A 17,510-nucleotide genomic window follows, 5' to 3' on the forward strand; every position below is an offset into this window, starting at 1 on the left:
TCAGACTCCTATACCGTGCAACCAATTAGATCGCACATCAGCTCTGTCATTTTGAGCCATTGAAATTCAAATTGTGCTAAAAAATTACCCAATGTCGCCCAAATAATGGTAAGCCCTGCAACTAAGGTAAAAGCAAACCCCACAGAGAAAATGTTCATTTGAGGCGCGGCTCGAGTCATAATCCCAAATGAGATATTGATAATCAACATTGCAGTTAATGGAGCTAATGCAAGTGCAAGAGCCGTAGAGAACATCCATCCCCCCCAATTAACTATTCGCCAAAAATTGTCTACCGCCCACCAGTTCCCTGCAATGGGAAAGCTTTCAAAACTATACATAACCATTTGGATCATCATCAGATGGCCGTTATAAACAAAAAACAGTAATGTCGCTAATATTAAATAAAACTGACCGACAGCAGGTACACTCAACCCATTGGCCGGATCTACTACAGATGCGAAACCAAGACCGGTTTGCATAGCAAGGATTTGACCCGCAATGATAAAAGTATTCAGAAGTAGCAATGAACCAAACCCAATAGCTACCCCAGTGACCATTTCTTGAATAACAACTAAAATCATCGAAAAGGAGAACAAATCGGTAAATTCTGATTTGGGCAAAACGGGGACCACGGCAAAAGTAACGACCACGGCGAGTGCAAACTTAATTCGGGCAGGTACACTCTGTGCCCCAAGCCCCGCCATTACCATCATCATTGAGCTTATCCGCACCAGTGGAAGTAAAAAATCACTTAGCCACTGCATGATTACCGCAAAGGTGAACTCCATGATTAGCCTGCAATTTCAGGGATGCGCATCACCAAAGAGGTAAAATAGTCCATTAGTTCTTGAGTGAGCCAATGGCCGCCAATGATCAGCGCAAGGATAGTAATAATGAGACGAGGTAAAAAGCTTAATGTTTGTTCATTAATCGATGTTGCTGCTTGAAACACAGCAACAACTAAACCAACTAGAAGCCCAGGTACTACAATCGCCGCCACCAGCTTGATGACTAAAAACAATGCATCACTTAAGATATCAACAAAGACTTCTGGTTCCACATTACACCCCCAATCCGAAGCTTCTGGCCAGTGTACCCATGACCAAACTCCAACCATCGACGAGCACAAAAAGCATAATCTTAAACGGCAAGGAAACTATCATTGGAGATAACATCATCATACCCATGGCCATCAAGACACTGGCTACGACTAAGTCGACTATCAAAAATGGAATAAAGAACATAAAGCCGATAATAAAAGCCGTTTGCAGCTCGGATGTAACGAAAGCCGGAATAATAACGATAAACGGCGTGTCTTCAGGGCTATCAAGCTTGTCATAACCCGCTATCTTGGCAAAGGTTTCAAGGTCTTTAATTCGAGTTTGTGACAGCATAAAGGCTTTCATCGGTTCTTTAGCACGTTCAAGTGCTTGGATTGACGTGATTTCTTCCTTTATGTACGGCTGCACCGCCTCATCATTTATCTGCGAAAATATGGGTGCCATTATAAACAGCGTCAAAAACAACGATAAACCGAGTAAAATTTGATTCGATGGCGACTGCTGCAGACCAATCGCCTGTCTCAAAATCGCAAGCACAACAATTATTCGAGTAAACGAAGTCATCATGATAACAGCTGCTGGAATAAAACTCAGCGCTGTCATAATGGCGAGTACTTGAAGTGTCACTGAGTACTCTTGAGAGCCATCAGGGTTTGTTGTAACGTTTATTGCTTCTATCCCTTCTGCAGAAGCTACACCAGAAAACAGTAATAAACAGAGTATCAGCAATCTAATCATGACTTTTCTTATTATGGTTATTGGCTACTCGCCCTTTGCCCGCTAAAAACTTTTGTAACTCATTTGCAAATGGTGTTCGGCTAACATCATCTAACGGTGTTTCCAACTGGTATAAGTAGTTGATATTATTTGGTGTTACTCCAAGCAAATGCTGCTTTTCATCCAATTCGATAACCAGCAAACGTTCTTTCGTACCGAGCGATATACTGCGGATCACCTTAAAGTCTTTCTGGTTTACAATATTGGGATTTAAACGTTTTAAAACGAACGCTAAGCCTAAAATAAGTAGGATCACCAACATCAGAGACAATCCCATGGAAAGTAGCTCTGAGCTTAACCCCGTGGTACCAGCCCCTACAGAAGATTTAGGTACTGTCTCTGAGGTTGTTGCAGTGACAGCCCGTGTATAAAAAGCGATGCCAAATACTGCTAAAGACCAACCCCAGCGCATTAACGTAGCTTTTTAATACGCTCAACCTGACTAATGACGTCCGTTAAGCGAATACCAAACTTGTCGTTTACTACAACCACTTCACCGTGCGCTATCAATGTGCCATTAACAAGCACATCTAACGGTTCACCGGCCACGCGATCAAGCTCAACAACAGAACCCTGATTTAGCTGGAGTAAATTACGAATATTAATTTTAGAACGGCCAACTTCCATAGAAATGGTGACTGGAATGTCTAAAATGGTATCGAGTTTACGTTTTTCATCTGACGATAATGCAGGCGCTGAATCTTTGAGTTCATCTAACTCTGCAACTTCTGGCTCACTGCCACCTTCGGCACCTTCGGCTTCAGCGAGTGCTGCTGCCCATTCGTCCATAGTATCTTGATCATCGCTCATTGGATTACTACCTGATTAAGTTAATTTGTTGTCCATAATTAGTCTCACGATTTTGCCTATACAAGTCCGCGACTACCAATCTAAATCTACACCTTCGGAAAGATGTAGATCTTCTTCTAATTCTGCCAGTTCAGCATCAGAATCGAGCTTTTTACCACCTTTGGTAAATACATGAAGCTCAGACTTAACTGATTCTGGACGTTTAATTTTTTCACTGATCTGCAACGCGACATTGTCACGAGAACGGCCCATTTTTGCTCTAAACGTTGGCAATTCCTCAATAAAAACCGTTACATGTTCTGGCATTTCCACAGGAATAACATCACCAGCTTGAAGCTTCATTATTTGCTCAAGCGATAAGTCAACTTCCAGTAGCTGGGAAGAAATCTCAACTTCTACATCCATAATCTCATCACGAAGCGCCTTACTCCAACGCAGATCGGTATCTTCAGTATCTGATTGAACACCAGCATCGAGTAACTCTCGAATAGGTTCCAACATAGAGTAAGGCAGTGAAATATGGAAATCGCCCCCTCCACCGTCTAACTCGATGTGAAAAGAGCTAATCACCACCACTTCTGTCGGTGACACAATATTAGCCATCGCAGGGTTCACTTCTGAGTCGAGGTATTCAAACGACACATCCATCACCGGCGCCCAGGCTTCTTTGTAATCTTCAAAGATGATCTTAAGGAGCATCTGCACGATACGACGTTCTGTTGGTGTAAACTCACGCCCCTCTATCTTGGCATGATAACGACCATCCCCACCAAAAAAGTTGTCTACAAGAATAAAGACCAGACGCGCTTCCATGGTTATCAGGCCAGTACCTTTTAGCGGTCTAAAGCGCACCATATTCAAGCTGGTAGGAACGAATAGAGTATGGATATATTCGCCAAATTTCAGCATTTGTACGCCATTGATAGACACCTCAGCGGTGCGGCGCATCATGTTGAAAAGGCTGATCCGCATATGGCGGGCAAATCGTTCATTTACGATTTCAAGCGTCGGCATTCGCCCACGCACAATTCTATCTTGAGACGAAAAGTCATACTGTAAGGCACCTGCACCTTCGCCGTCACCACCGTCGCCGATTTCGTCTTCTTCGACTTCATCTACACCATGGAGTAGCGCATCAATTTCGTCTTGGGATAATAAATCGCTCACAAATACTACCTTATTGCATTACAAAGCCAGTAAACAACACACGTTCGATTACTTTGCTACCTTCAACCCCTTCCATCGCAGCTTGGACTTTATCTAGCGCCGTTAAGCGCAAAGTTTCTTTACCTGCACTCGTGCTTAGCTCATCAGCCGTAGTCGTTGAAAACACGCTCAGTAAAGTACCTTCAATCAAGGGAATATGCTTCTTTGCTACTTCTTCATTAACATCACCGCGAACCAACAGCTGAACTTTAATTTGCACGATTCTATCGCGACTGGCACCTGGCACATTAAAAACAAAAGGGCGAGGCATAGCAACGTACAGTGCGCTCCCCATTTGCGCAGCGCTACCTTGCTCCGCTTTAACTTCGCTTGCTGTCGTCTCTTCTGCTAAGGATTCTTCTGGTGCGTCTGAGCCTGAAAATAAGAAAAACCCTGCGACACCGCCGAGTACCAATACCGCCGCGGCAATAATGATAATCAGCTTTTTCTTAGAACCACCCGTTTCTTCTATTTCTAAGTCGGTTTCTTCAGCCATAGCAAGCCCTTATGATCTTTATTAATTACAATAATAGCAGGTGTTAGGCATAGTAATCTATTGCAGAATCAGTATTTCTCTTTTGCGGCGATTGTGAATTATCAGAACCCCCCGATTCATCACCTAAAGTTTGCTGTCCACTCGTATTGCCACCAGCAGTTTGCGACTCTGATTCAGTATTTCCACCTTGCTGATGTGATATTTGGCTGTCACCCAGTTCAATACCCTGCTCAGCTAACATTTCTCTTAGTCTTGGAAGTGATTGCTCTAACAACTCTTTAGCTTGCTGATTTTGCACCACAATATTCACTTGAGCCTGCTCTGCATCGCTTTTTATCCGAATTTGCATTGCGCCAAGCTCTGGTGGGTCTAAGCGAATTTCAGCTTCTTTATTGTTAAGATTAAGCATCAGCCCTACCCGTTGATGAAGCTCTTTAGCGGCATCTTGACGCGCTATGTTAATCGCCTGTTGAAGATTAGCATCTGTTGCTTGTTTTGTCTGTGTTGTACTTTGGTTTGTTGGCTGAGACTGTTGAATTTGCTGAACTTCTTTCAATGTTTGGTTTAGTGAGCTTGTGTCTTGCGATGCACTTACAGGGCTTGCTTCAGGCTTGACTGGAGTTGGTATCGCTGTTGCGGCATTGGCCGATTGACGCTCATTTTTGACAGCCTCTTTCGCGATGCTTGCTTCCGCTTGCATCAGCTTACTATTTTCTTTATCAACTACCTTTTCACTTATTTGTTTTTCTAAGTTCTGTTTTTCTGAACTCTGCTTCTCTGCAGCCAACTTTTCATCGCTAGTCAATTTATTTACAGCTATATTTTTTTCAGCACGTTCACCCTCTTTAACTACCACAGCCTGCTGCTCACTATTGTTAGACTTTTCTTGCGTGCTATCTAGATTCAAAGACGCTTGAGTAGCATTTTTAACATCCGGAGCAGCTCCTTGCGGCGTGTTTGTTGAAGTTTGTGTTGCGACAGAGGATGGCACAAATGCTTTAAACGGCTGTACATTTGCGATATCAACACCTTTACCAATTAACTGAGCTACGGCTTTTTGTACACTTGGTGACGCATCGTAAATATCAAGCTTACCAGCCATCACGGCTTTTAATTCTTGTTGTTGCTGTACGGTCAACTTTTCTACCATGGTTTGCACATCTGTAGTGCTTTTTGTACTTACTGAGTTTTTGTCTTTCGCAGTTTGTGTACTAGCCTCAGAGACGATTTGCTTTGTCTCTGATTGCTTAGCTTCAGATGAGGAAACCGATTGAGCAAGCTCTGATTTCTTAGCGCCTAAGAGTTCTTTCAGTTGCGCGGTTTCAGACTCATCTTCAACTTGAGTCCCAACTGACTTATCAGCACCTAGATCCCGCTTTTCTACGTTTGTATTGGTAGCCAAGGCTTGAGTGCCAGTATCCTTTTGCAACTTAGGCTGTAATATTTGCTCTTCAGTCTCTGCGCTGTCGTTTCTTAACGAAGGTTTAGCAACCTCACCGTCTGCGTCTTGACTATCCAAAGAAACGGTTGGTTGTAGCAAAGTATTTGTTTTAGTGCCGGCGTTTTCAGTTTGGCCTTTCCCCCCTCGAATGAGTTTACTTGCTTCGTCTTGTAGCGGCTCCTGAGATGGCGCACTATCGCTAGCTACAACCTCTTCATCAGTCAAAGAAGCATTGCCCAATGCTTCTTTGACTGATTGCGCAATTGCTGTTGGGGATTGGCTCAATGAAGTGCTCTGCTGTTTTGCAGCGTTGATCTGAGCATACAAGTCATTATCCGGGGAATCAGGAAGCGGTTTGTCCACAACTATCTGACCTTTGTCAGTGTAGCTAACAGTAGAAGTTGGTACTTCCCCTTGCTGCTTAGAAGAAGAGGCTTGTGCTTTACTATCAGACTGCGGAGCATCATCTGATGCGACTTCGCTATCTATTGGCGCATCCAGATCTGAGGTTACAGGATCTGCAGACTCTTTTACCTGCTTGCTTGCACTCTCTTGTTCCGCTAACTCAGCCATTAAAGCACTAAACCCAGAGCCGCCCTCAGAACCCTCAGCATCCATATCTTGGGATTTTTCTTTAATATCAACCTCGTTACTGCCTCGTTGCAGCATGGATGCAAGCATTAGATTCATCTTAAAGCTACCTCATAAAGTGGCAATGTCCTGCCGTTGTAATACACCGTTAAAAACCAACACTATGAATATTAGTGACTTTTACGAGTGAACTACCTAAATAATAAAACGCTAATTATTACGAAGCATATTTCGAGCCAACTTACCAAGCACGCTCTCTTCGTACAAACTGATTCGTTGCAAACTCATCCAGCATCTTTTGCTCTGCTTTGGCAAGACGAGTTTGCTTCGCGAGGGCTTGCTTCTCGATAAGCTTTTCAATTGCCTTCGTTTTAGCCTGTTGCGCTAGCCATAGCTTGCGACGTTGTTCAACCACCTGCTTCGCGGTGTTGACCGTTTTTGCTTGCTGATCAATTGCCTGCTCAATCTTATTAATAAAGTTATGATATTGATTGAATCCGCCACTAGACAGACCAACTTGTGCTTTACTATGAAGCTGCATGCTGTATTCCAGACGAAAATCGTTTAGTCCCGATAACCGTTGTTGGTTTGTTGCTAAGTGCTGCTGGGCTTGAACAAAGTTCGCTCGAAGGCTATCTTCTTTGTCTTTTGCTAGCTTAAGCAATAAAGTCAGTTTGTTATTTGCCATTATGCTTGTCCTAGTAGCTTAGCGAGGCCTTGTAAACACTCGTCATAATTGATCACGTCTTTCATGCCTTGCTGAAGGAAGTTATTCACCGCAGGCATCATATTTATCGCCTGATCTAACATCTGATCACTGCCACGTTGATAAGCACCTAAGGTGATCATGTCTTTATTTTGCTGGTACATTGAATAGACTTGTTTGAGCACTCTGGCTTGCTGCATATGTGCCTCTGATACTACTTGAGGCATGACTCGACTAATGGACTTTTCAATATCTATCGCTGGATAATGACCACTATCGGCAAGCTCTCGTGATAACACAATATGACCATCCAAAATAGCTCGGGCAGCATCGGCAATGGGGTCTTGCATATCATCACCTTCACTCAATACCGTAAAGAATGCGGTAATTGAGCCTTGTCCTTCACCACCATTACCTGCGCGCTCAACCAATGCTGGGAGCTTTGCAAACACGGAAGGCGGATATCCTTTTGTGGCTGGCGGCTCACCAACCGCAAGCGCTATCTCACGCTGTGCCATGGCATAACGCGTCACCGAATCCAGTAATAACAGTACGTTTAATCCTTGATCGCGAAAATACTCCGCAATAGTCACTGCACTCTCACAGCCTTTTAAGCGCATCAGCGGTGAGGCATCGGCGGGAGCGGCAACCACTACGGAGCGGCGTCTACCCTCGACGCCCAAAATCTCATCAATAAATTCTTTCACCTCACGACCGCGTTCACCGACCAAGCCAACGACGATAACATCCGCCTCACTGCCTCGTGTCATCATGCCAAGCAGTACCGATTTACCCACACCACTCCCTGCAAACAGACCCATACGTTGGCCTTGACCCACTGTCACGATCGAATTTATCGCGCGTACACCTACATCCATTGGTGAGTCGATTGGACGCCTTGCTAGTGGGTTAATGGGCGCTGCGGCAAATTTCAGATGTTTCTCAGCGTCAATGGCACCAAGGCCATCTAGTGGCCTACCAAGTCCGTCAACCACGCGGCCAAGTAGACCCATTCCGACAGGTAATCCAGCATCCTTAACTTTTGGGATCACTCGCGCTCCAGGAAGGACGCCTGTAATATGATCGTTTGGCATAAGGTAAAGCGTTTCTTGATTGAAACCGATGACTTCTGCATCAATAAAACCGCCCAGTGTCTCGATTTTACATTGGCTGCCGACGGGAGCACTTAGCCCCCTAGCTTCAAGGGTGAGGCCAACCACACGGGTGAGGCTGCCTGCAACCGCAACCCCATATGGTTTAATAAATTTCTGATACTTACTGATGCGCTCGCTCATAGCAGCAGATGTCGACATGTTCGCAATTACCTTAGGAAGGCATCGTTATCCTGATTTGATTGCTTCGCTTATCTAGATAACAGTGCAGTATTATTGGTTTATACCGCTATCTTGCAAAAATGATTCCAACACTTCGCTAATACGGTTCTTAAGCGTCATATCAATGGATGACTGTGGCGTTTTCACCTCGCAGCCACCTCTGTCCAACGTCGGCTCTGGAAGTAACTGCCAATGCTGTGATTGTATATGTTCTTCGCCGTACATGGCTTGCACTAAGGCCAAATCTTCTGGATGCAGATGGATGCGTACTGTTTGATCTTTGACAGGCAACGCGTCCATTGCTTTTTTCAACGCGTTTAAAATGAGGTCAGGCGTGGTCTTAAGCTCTTTAAAAATAACCTGCTCCGCCAATAAATTGACAAGTACAACCAGCTGCTTTTCACACTCATCATCAACCTTTTTCAGTGGCGTTTGCATGCCATCTAGTATAGTGGATAGCGCCTTCATCCTCTCTTCAATAAGCGGTTGTGCTTCCTCAAGTCCCTTTTCTTTACCTATTTCTACGCCTTCTTTATAACCGGCTTCTTTACCTTCAGAAACCCCTTTGTCAAAGCCTTCAATATAGCCCTGCTCATGGCCTTGCTTTATTCCTTCGTCGTAGGCGTCCTGGCGGATCTGCTCTAATTCTTCAATGGTCAAAGTAGGAAATTCAGGCTCTTGTGGCTCAGGTTCGGGGTGTGCCTGCTTTTTCGTATACAACTCTTCAAGTGGTGTACCGAATGCGGTCGAACGACCGCGGAATTTTTCGGGCTTATCCGTAACATCTGGAATAGGCCAGTTTTCTAATAACTCATCCAGCGCTTCGGTGCTGACTGGGCGGCCTTTATACAACTTTTTATCGACCATGGTTTATAGGAACTCCTCGCCACCACCGCCACCAAGCATAATTTCGCCTGAGTCAGCCAAACGTCTAGCCGTTGCCAAAATTTCTTTTTGTGCAGCTTCCACTTCACTGATCCGCACTGGAGGCATAGCCTCAAGGTCATCTTGCATCATCTCAGCAGCACGCTTAGACATATTCTTCATAATCTTTTCTTTTAAAGATTCGTCCGCGCCTTTAATTGCTTTCATCAGTACGTCTTGCTGTACTTCACGCAGTATGGCTTGGATCCCTCGGTCTTCGACATCCATCAAGTTTTCAAACACAAACATGAGGTCTTGAATTTGTTGCGACATTTCTTCGTCATGTTCTCGGATTGAATCCATCAACTGACCTTCAATATTAGTATCCAAGTAGTTCATGATATCTGCAGCGGCTTTTAAGCCACCCATTTTCGCTGCTTGTGCACCAGCTTGACCAGCGAACTGCTTCTCCATGATCTCGTTGAGTTCTTGTAGTGCCGCAGGTTGTACTTCTTCTAAGTTTGCAATACGCATAGTTAAATCTAAGCGTACTTTCTCAGGAAACTGAGACAAGATTTCGGCGGATTGCTCAGGCTCGAGATAAGACAATACAATCGTTTGGATCTGCGGGTGTTCGTTGCGGATAATATTGGCAACTTGCTTCGAGTCCATCCACTTCAACGAATCCAACCCTTTTGCACCGGAGCCCATAACGATTTGGTCAATAAGACTTGCCGCTTTGTCTTCACCAAGTGCTGCGGTTAGCGCCTTCTTAATGAAATCTTCCGATTGGAAACCAATTGTACTAAAACTTTGAATTTGTTCGATAAACAAATTGTGCACAGCTGCTATTTTAGCCTGAGATAGGTCATCCATGGAGGCCATTGCCATACCGACCTTTTGCACTTGTTTTGGCTCTAAGTGTTTCAAAATCTGAGCCGCATCTTCTTCAGTCAAACTAAGCAGTAAGATGGCAGCCTTGTCGACGCCATCTAGCTTGTCAACGTCAAAGGCTGCGGGCAATTGTTTTTGTTCTTGATCAGTCATCTTCTGTCAACCACGCTTTCACAACTTGTGATGAGAGTTCTGGTTCGTTAGCAACTAAGGCACGTACTGCTTTGAGTAGGTCTTCGTCGCCATGTAAGTCTGGCAATTGTAATCTACCGTCAGAAGAGAAGCCAACCGCAGACTCATCGAATTCGTTATTTAGCATATCGAGTGTACTGTCACCTAAATCAACACCACTGGTCAACGCATCTTCATCAAAATCTTCAAGCGTATCATCTGGGTAAATTAGACGCTTAAGCATAGGTCTTACTACCGCTAAGATTAGCACAATGATCACTAAGGTACCTGCTGCAAGACGAATTGTCTTTTGGAACCAATCTTGCTCCCAAAGTGGTATCTCCTGCATTTCAGTGAGATCTTCACGTACGAATGGCACAGTAACTACCTCTAACGCATCACCTCGCTGCATATCAAAGCCCACACCACCTTGTAGCAAACGACGGATGTTATTTAACTCTTCTTGCGTACGCGGCGCCATTGCCATGTTACCTTCAGCATCAGGTTTTGCGAGGTAGTCAACGGCCACACTCACACTGATCCGGCGAATAACCCCTGTTTGCTGACGTTTATGGCTAATAGTGGTATCTAACTCATAGTTACGGGTTGCTTCTTTTTGATTACTGCTTGGTGTTGCACTTTGACCATTGCCGCCTTGACCCGCAATCTCTGGGATATTTGAGTTTATGGGAGGTTGATTAGTCAGCGCCCCCGGAATACCTACAGCTAAACCACCAATATTATTTTCTTCATACGTCGTTTCGCTACGAACCGCTGGTAGATCAGGGTTATAACGTTTTTGCGTTTCTTCAACTGCGCTGAAGTCCATCGTTAAGTCAACCTGCGCGGTAAAGTTACCAAGACCTACAGTTGGGATCAGGATGCTATCAATTTTTTCTAGATATTCTTGTTCACGCTTACGTTCGATTTCATACTCTTTTCTCGAGCGTGCAGCTAAAGAGTCTTGAGAACCAGAGTTGAGTAGACGACCGTTTTGATCGGTGACGGTCACGCGTGAAGGCTCTAGGCCTTGTACCGCTGATGCCACGATGTCTACGATTGAATCAACTTCTTCGCCGCCAAGCGTTTTGCCACGTTTAAGGGTAATAACTACGGTTGCAGAGGGCTTTTTCTCGCGACGTGCAAAGACGTTTTCTTTTGGAATTGCAAGTAACACTTTTGCACGGTTTACATCTTGTAACTCTTCAATTGTTCTCGCAAGTTGTTGCTCACGGCTATGTTTTAAGCGCTCTCTTTCAAGACGTTGGCTAACACCAAAACCCATATCTTGCATCAGAATATCAGTTCCAGAACTCGGAGACTGAGTAAAACCGTCACGCGCCATACGTAGTTTTATGTCTTGATAGTCCGACTCAGCAACTAAAATGGTATTACCATCTAATTGGTATTCAATTTTCTGTTGGTCTAAAAAGTCTAACGTTTCAACGAGTTCTTCTGTTGGGTATTTACCAAGTGGGCGCATATCTGGTTGGCGCGCCCAAATGATAATAAAGATTGCGATTGCTAAACAAATAGCAAGGGCAATAACCAGAGTAACCTGGCGCAACATATCAACACCGCTTAGCGCACTGAAGTAGCCTGATTTTTGCTCTTGTTGCTCATCCGAACCGCTGTCATTATTCAGCGCTGCATCGGAAAGCGTAAGATCTGTTGATTGATTAGTAGCCACGATTACTCTCCACAGTCACTCAATTAAACTGGCATGCTCATGATTTCTTTATAGGCCTCAACAAGTTTATTACGAACTTGCACTGTTGCCTCAAAAGCGACCGACGATTTTTGTTTCGCTATCATGGCTTCTGCAAGAGAAACGCTTCTGTCACCCATTTCAACAGCGGTGACTTTTTGTTTCGCTTCTTGTTGTAAGCCATGAACCGTATTAAGTGCGTCTGAGAGTAAATCGCCAAACTGAGCCGATGAAGATGCCGCCGTCTTAACCGGCTGCACTGATGGCTGTGTGTTTCTCGTCGCTTCTGCAGCCATTGCCTGCATTTCTTGAAATAGCGCTGATGATTGTACTTTCATGATGCTTTACTCAAAATAACTCTTAGTTACCTGTAATAAAGCAGAAAACGTGCCAACTTAAAACCCTTTATTTTCAACACCTTATAGAATTTTAATCATGTCGAAAAATTGGCAGTACATAGAAGTGAAAACTAGGCGCCTAAGATCTGCTGATCTTTATAGGCACCTGATTAAATTTGAATTAACAGATAAAGCTTAGCCTGAGGTTTGGATAAGCAACGAACTAACTCATTGTTTTTTAAGCTCAGCTAACTTAGGTTAAGCGGGTAGCGCAATCCCTAAATCTCGCATTTTTGCCAGCTTGTAGCGAAGTGTGCGAGGACTCATACCTAATACCTCCGCCACCTCTTTGCGTTTACCGTTAAACTTTGCCAGCGTATCTAAAATAATTTGGTGTTCTTTATCCTGTAACTCATCTTTATAGCTAATGATCTCATCCTCACCTTGAGAGCGCTCCATTAAAGCTGATGCTTCATGATTTACAAGTGGTGCAGACTCAATCAAAGCCATAGGTGAGAAATTTTCGATAAAAATATCATCTTCTTGAATTTCATTACCTTGGAACAAAATCAGGGCACGTTGAATAACGTTATCTAGCTCTCTTACGTTTCCAGGCCAACTGTGCGAACTGAGCTTGTGCTTTGCACCGCTGCTTAATATAGGTGTTGGCTTGCCTGCTTTTTGCGTATGTCTTACCAACAAATGCTCGGCTAACACCGCGATATCACCCGCTCTATCCTTCAGTGGCAACCACTCTAGCGGGAAAACATTGAGGCGATAATATAAATCTTCTCTAAACACCCCATCCTCCACCGCTTCTTTTAAATCGCGGTTACTGGTTGCCAACACTCTGACGTCCAGTGAAATGGTTTTTCTACTGCCTAAACGCTCTACTTCCCGCTCTTGTAACACGCGAAGTAATTTTGCTTGTAATCCCAAATCCATCTCTGTGATCTCATCAAGCAAAATCGTTCCCTTTTGTGCTTGTTCAAACTTACCTGGACACGCCTGAATGGCACCTGTAAATGCCCCCTTTTCGTAACCAAACAGGGTCGCTTCGAGCATATTTTCTGGGATTGCAGCGCAGTTAATTGCGATAAAAGGCTCGTCTGCTCTGTCGGATTTATCGTGAATATAGCGAGCCAACACTTCTTTACCTGAACCACTCGGTCCAAGTACCATAACGCTGGCATCTGACTTAGCTACTTTTGCAGCCAGTTCAAGTAGTTTAATACTCTTTGGATCGGCAACAATGGGGCCGTCTGTCTCTTTTTCCTTCTCAGGTAGATAACGTCCAACCATATTGAGCAATACTTCAGGCGCAAATGGCTTAGCCATATAGTCGATGGCACCCAATCTCATCGCTTCAACCGCATCATCAATGGTCGCGTATGCTGTCATCATCAATACCGGTAATTCGGGATAGTTGAGTTTAATGGTCTTTAACAAGTCAAGCCCACTCATGGCACCCATTTGCACATCACTCACCACCAAAGAAAAGGCTTCCTGCTTTAGCAATAAAACGGCTTGCTCCGCACAACTTGCTTCTACGCACTCGATATTTGAAAGCTGCAATGTATCGATGAGTGCTTCTCTTAAACCAGCATCATCTTCAACAACTAAAACTCTGTTACTCATAGTTCCTCCGCCTCAATTAGTGGTAGTACCAAGCTAAAACGCGCACCCTTACCTTCAACATTGTCTGCCTGCGCAAACCCTTTGTGCGCGTTAGCGACCGAATTAACCACCGCAAGTCCTAGCCCAGTCCCCTGCGACTTAGTTGTAAAAAATGGTTCAAACAACTTGTCTACTAAGGTTTCATCAATGCCAGGTCCATTATCAACAACTGAGATACGTACATACTCGCCACACGGCTCGCGCTCTGCATTAAGTTCAATGTGTGCCGCACTGCCAATTATTTGAATACTGTTGTGGATCAGGTTTTGGATCGCACTTGCAAGCGCAGTACGATTACCTAATATTTCGATATCTGGCTCAGGTAAAAATGCTTCCAATGTTGCTTGGTTAAGCTCAACCATAGCGTCAGCACCCGCTTTGACTTCACTCAATAACTGTTGCATTGACACTCGCTCAACCACTTGTTGCTCACCGCTTTTAGCGAACAACAGCATGTCATTAACTTGGCTTTCTAAGTCTTTTAACCGAGACATCAACTTATCGTGAAACTTTTCTCGAGAAGCCGGAGGAAGATTAGCTGCACCTAGGTTTGCACCATATAACATCGCAGCCGATAACGGCGTACGCACTTGATGCGCCAATGAAGCAACCATTTTTCCTAACGCACTTAACCTTTGCATATGCGCAACACGGCTTTGAAGCCGGCGCGTCTCGGTGAGATCTGTCATCAAAATGAGTTGCCCAGGTTCTGGTGTTAGCGCGGTAATATCTAACTTAATTCTTCTGCCATCTTTAAGAGAGACTTCATGACCATCGTCCTGCTGTGGTCGAAATGAACGCTGAATAACGCTAAACCACTTTTCACCTTCGAGTGGTTCACCCAACATATCCATCGCAATTTGATTCGCCTTGGCAATCATACCTTGACCATCAAGTACCACGACACCTGCTGGCATAGTATCAACAAGATGGCTTAACCAACTCGCCTGCTGCCTAAGGTCGCTTAGCTCACCGACGTAGGCTTCTTGCAGCAAACAGGGATTGTAGCGATTCGTCGTTGGTACAAATTGTGGATTAATAACATGTGCTAATGCCATTTTTCCGCTCTCTTAAAAATAAACTCAATGGATAAAAGCAAAAAACGATCCAACTTTATATTCCATTTAAAACATAGAGTTATATAACACTTAACAATATCAATTTATTGACACTGTTTTTATATACAGCATTATGCTAGAGTTTTTGAAAGCCAAATGTGATGCCGCAATGAGTAGTTGGCGTAGTAAATCATTTAGCTTATTCATATTCACAATTAGATAGAAGAGAGCCAACAATGACAATACGATGCGGCTGGGTGGACGAGAGCAAACCCGATTATGTTGAATACCATGATAAGGAATGGGGAAGACCTGTACTGGATGACCAGAGCTTGTTTGAGTTTATCACATTGGAATCTGCACAAGCTGGCTTAAGCTGGTATACCATTTTGAAAAAACGTGAAGGCTATAGAAAAGCATTCCACGATTTTGATGTACACAAAGTGAGCCTGATGACAGAGCAAGATATCGAGCGGCTATTAGCATTTGACGGAATTATCAGAAACCGCGCAAAAATCGCAGCAACGATAAACAACGCTAAGCGATTTATTGAAATTCAGCAAGAGTTTGGCAGCTTTGCAAAATACCAGTGGCAATTCGTTAATTACAAGCCTGTTATCAACTCCATGCGTGACAAACACGATGCCGTTGCCACCAGTGAACTCAGTGACAAATTTGCCAAGGACTTAAAAAAACGTGGATTTAAGTTTTTAGGCTCAACGACCGTGTATGCACATATGCAAGCTTGCGGCATGGTTAACGACCATGCCGATAACTGTTTTTGCAAACAAACCATTATTGCCAGTTATCAAGACTTGGATTTTACTCAACTTTAAACAATAAAGTACAAGGCCGCGTATTAAGCGGCCTTGCTAAGTTGATTCGGTAGTAACTGATAAACTATCAGTCGCGATTGAGATTATACTTTTTCATCTTCTCAACTAATGTTGTACGGCGAACGCCCAAGATTTCAGCCGCGCGAGCAACCACATAATCGTAGCGCTCTAAAGCTTGAGTGATCAAATCAATTTCAAGCTCTGCTAAATATTCTTTTAACTCTATCCCCTCGTCCGGCAGTAAGCCAACATTCGATGCTTGCGGCGCAAAATCTTCTGCTACCATATCCTCTTCATCGTCACTAAAACCATCGCTAAATAGTTCGTTGAAGGCATCTTTTTCCAAAAGTTCTTCTGGATATTCAGGCTCAAACGCTTCGACTTCTATATAACGGTACTTTTGTGGTAAATCAGTCACATCGACAACCTTGTCTGGGAACATAATCACCATTCGTTCCACAAGGTTTGCAAGCTCTCGAATATTCCCAGGCCAAGCGTGCGACTTTAAGCTGTCTACGGCTCTATCAGTAAACTTAACCGAATTGCCCGTTTGTTCATTTACTCTACGTGTTAGTTCTTTTAGCAGTAGCGCAATATCTTCCGCACGCTCGTTTAAAGAGGGGTTTTCAATGGGGAATACATTGAGTCTATAAAATAAGTCTTCGCGAAACTTGCCGTCTTCAATCATGGTTTCAAGATTACGGTGCGTTGCGGCAATCACACGAACATCCGCCTGAATCGGCTTTGTGCCCCCTACTCGTTCATAGGTGCGTTCTTGTAAAACTCGTAACAATTTCACCTGCATTTGCAGTGGCATATCACCGATTTCATCGAGAAAAAGCGTACCTCCTTGCGCCAGTTCAAAGCGCCCTTTTCTGGCTGAAATCGCGCCAGTAAACGCGCCTTTTTCATGACCAAAAAGCTCGCTTTCTAACAACTCCCCAGGGATAGCACCACAGTTAACTGGCACAAATGGTCCCTGCGCACGTTTAGACAATAGGTGTACGTTACGTGCAACCACTTCCTTACCGGTTCCCGATTCACCCAAAATAAGGACATTGGCGTCGGTTTTAGCCACTTGAGAAATCAAGAAACGAACGTTTTTAACCGCTTCGGTTTCCCCAACTAAACCATCAAAGCTCTTATTTAGTAGCTTGTTCTCTTTGTTTGGAAGCATACGCAAGTATTGCTGGCAGTCATGTAGCAATTGCATCGTGACTTCTTGCCCAAAGGGTTCGGTGATAAGCCCTATTACATTCGGTAATGCAAGTAGCGGCCTGAGCGTTTCACCTATTAATAAAAACGGGACGGCGGGATGAGATTTTATCAACGCTTCGTGTGTTAAGCTTTGCAAAGCGCCTAGCACAAAAATTGGTTCTTGGTTGTTATCAAGGATCTTGGGCTCATAACGCTCTTCGGCCAGCACTTCATTTGCTTGACCGACAAAACTAAGTGCCGCACCTAATCCGATCGCTCTTTTGTTGTTGTTATCTAAGATCAAGACCATTGCTTGAGAACCAATCTACTTAAAATTTTTTCAAT

18 protein-coding genes are annotated in these 17,510 nt (G+C 44.1%); 1 reads left to right on the forward strand and 17 read right to left on the reverse strand.

Translation table 11 applies throughout. The features are described 5' to 3' along the window. Nucleotides 1–8: 8 nt before the first annotated feature. The 16 genes from fliR to EXT47_RS11045 all read right to left on the reverse strand — a co-directional run bounded on the left by fliR (nt 9) and on the right by EXT47_RS11045 (nt 15,132). A complete protein-coding gene (fliR, locus tag EXT47_RS10970) occupies nt 9–788 on the reverse strand; it encodes a flagellar biosynthetic protein FliR (protein ID WP_039492509.1) in 780 nt (259 codons plus the stop codon). 2 nt (nt 789–790) lie between these two features. Further along, entirely contained in the window at nt 791–1,060 is a 270-nt protein-coding gene (gene fliQ, locus EXT47_RS10975) for a flagellar biosynthesis protein FliQ (RefSeq protein ID WP_039492511.1), read from the reverse strand. A 1-nt stretch (nt 1,061) separates the two neighbouring features. After that, nucleotides 1,062–1,799, reverse strand: coding sequence for a flagellar type III secretion system pore protein FliP (fliP, locus tag EXT47_RS10980; RefSeq protein WP_010369122.1), 738 nt, complete (start codon nt 1,797–1,799; stop codon nt 1,062–1,064). Then, nucleotides 1,792–2,250 (reverse strand): flagellar biosynthetic protein FliO, encoded by a 459-nt coding sequence (gene fliO / locus EXT47_RS10985; protein WP_130126588.1) that lies wholly within the window; start codon nt 2,248–2,250, stop codon nt 1,792–1,794. The genes fliP and fliO overlap by 8 nt, the downstream gene beginning before the upstream one ends. Then, nucleotides 2,250–2,648, reverse strand: coding sequence for a flagellar motor switch protein FliN (gene fliN, locus EXT47_RS10990; RefSeq protein WP_010369124.1), 399 nt, complete (start codon nt 2,646–2,648; stop codon nt 2,250–2,252). Before fliN ends, fliO begins: the two co-directional genes overlap by 1 nt. A 72-nt stretch (nt 2,649–2,720) precedes the next feature. Next, on the reverse strand, nt 2,721–3,815 hold the full coding sequence (fliM, locus tag EXT47_RS10995) for a flagellar motor switch protein FliM (protein WP_010369125.1): 1,095 nt from the start codon (nt 3,813–3,815) through the stop codon (nt 2,721–2,723). A gap of 10 nt (nt 3,816–3,825) precedes the next feature. Next, nucleotides 3,826–4,350, reverse strand: coding sequence for a flagellar basal body-associated protein FliL (gene fliL / locus EXT47_RS11000; protein WP_039492515.1), 525 nt, complete (start codon nt 4,348–4,350; stop codon nt 3,826–3,828). Between the two features lie 43 nt (nt 4,351–4,393). Next, the gene (locus tag EXT47_RS11005; protein ID WP_130126589.1) at nt 4,394–6,481 is read right to left on the reverse strand and encodes a flagellar hook-length control protein FliK; all 2,088 of its coding nucleotides are present in this window, start codon (nt 6,479–6,481) and stop codon (nt 4,394–4,396) included. A gap of 142 nt (nt 6,482–6,623) precedes the next feature. Then, a complete protein-coding gene (fliJ, locus tag EXT47_RS11010; RefSeq protein WP_130126590.1) occupies nt 6,624–7,070 on the reverse strand; it encodes a flagellar export protein FliJ in 447 nt (148 codons plus the stop codon). After that, the gene (gene fliI / locus EXT47_RS11015) at nt 7,070–8,401 is read right to left on the reverse strand and encodes a flagellar protein export ATPase FliI (RefSeq protein ID WP_017218040.1); all 1,332 of its coding nucleotides are present in this window, start codon (nt 8,399–8,401) and stop codon (nt 7,070–7,072) included. The genes fliJ and fliI overlap by 1 nt, the downstream gene beginning before the upstream one ends. 72 nt (nt 8,402–8,473) lie before the next feature. After that, complete coding sequence (gene fliH / locus EXT47_RS11020) at nt 8,474–9,289, reverse strand: flagellar assembly protein FliH (protein WP_039492521.1); 816 nt, start codon at nt 9,287–9,289, stop codon at nt 8,474–8,476. A gap of 3 nt (nt 9,290–9,292) precedes the next feature. Further along, nucleotides 9,293–10,333, reverse strand: a complete 1,041-nt coding sequence (fliG, locus tag EXT47_RS11025) for a flagellar motor switch protein FliG (RefSeq protein WP_010369151.1) — start codon at nt 10,331–10,333, stop codon at nt 9,293–9,295. Beyond that, a complete protein-coding gene (fliF, locus tag EXT47_RS11030; RefSeq protein ID WP_130126591.1) occupies nt 10,326–12,044 on the reverse strand; it encodes a flagellar basal-body MS-ring/collar protein FliF in 1,719 nt (572 codons plus the stop codon). The genes fliG and fliF overlap by 8 nt, the downstream gene beginning before the upstream one ends. Nucleotides 12,045–12,064: 20 nt before the next feature. After that, nucleotides 12,065–12,397 (reverse strand): flagellar hook-basal body complex protein FliE, encoded by a 333-nt coding sequence (gene fliE, locus EXT47_RS11035; protein WP_010369155.1) that lies wholly within the window; start codon nt 12,395–12,397, stop codon nt 12,065–12,067. Nucleotides 12,398–12,655: 258 nt separating this feature from the next. Continuing rightward, a complete protein-coding gene (locus tag EXT47_RS11040) occupies nt 12,656–14,035 on the reverse strand; it encodes a sigma-54 dependent transcriptional regulator (RefSeq protein WP_130126592.1) in 1,380 nt (459 codons plus the stop codon). After that, a complete protein-coding gene (locus EXT47_RS11045) occupies nt 14,032–15,132 on the reverse strand; it encodes a PAS domain-containing sensor histidine kinase (RefSeq protein WP_130126593.1) in 1,101 nt (366 codons plus the stop codon). Before EXT47_RS11045 ends, EXT47_RS11040 begins: the two co-directional genes overlap by 4 nt. Nucleotides 15,133–15,368: 236 nt before the next feature. Here EXT47_RS11045 and EXT47_RS11050 point away from each other — a divergent pair, with 236 nt between their 5' ends. Next, the gene (locus EXT47_RS11050; protein ID WP_130126594.1) at nt 15,369–15,968 is read left to right on the forward strand and encodes a DNA-3-methyladenine glycosylase I; all 600 of its coding nucleotides are present in this window, start codon (nt 15,369–15,371) and stop codon (nt 15,966–15,968) included. 67 nt (nt 15,969–16,035) lie between these two features. On the opposite strand, the gene EXT47_RS11055 is transcribed toward EXT47_RS11050, so the two are convergent. Beyond that, nucleotides 16,036–17,475, reverse strand: coding sequence for a sigma-54 dependent transcriptional regulator (locus tag EXT47_RS11055; RefSeq protein ID WP_039492533.1), 1,440 nt, complete (start codon nt 17,473–17,475; stop codon nt 16,036–16,038). Between the last annotated feature and the right edge of the window lie 35 nt (nt 17,476–17,510).

It is taken from the genome of Pseudoalteromonas sp. CO342X (assembly GCF_004208915.1).
Lineage (GTDB): Bacteria > Pseudomonadota > Gammaproteobacteria > Enterobacterales > Alteromonadaceae > Pseudoalteromonas > Pseudoalteromonas maricaloris.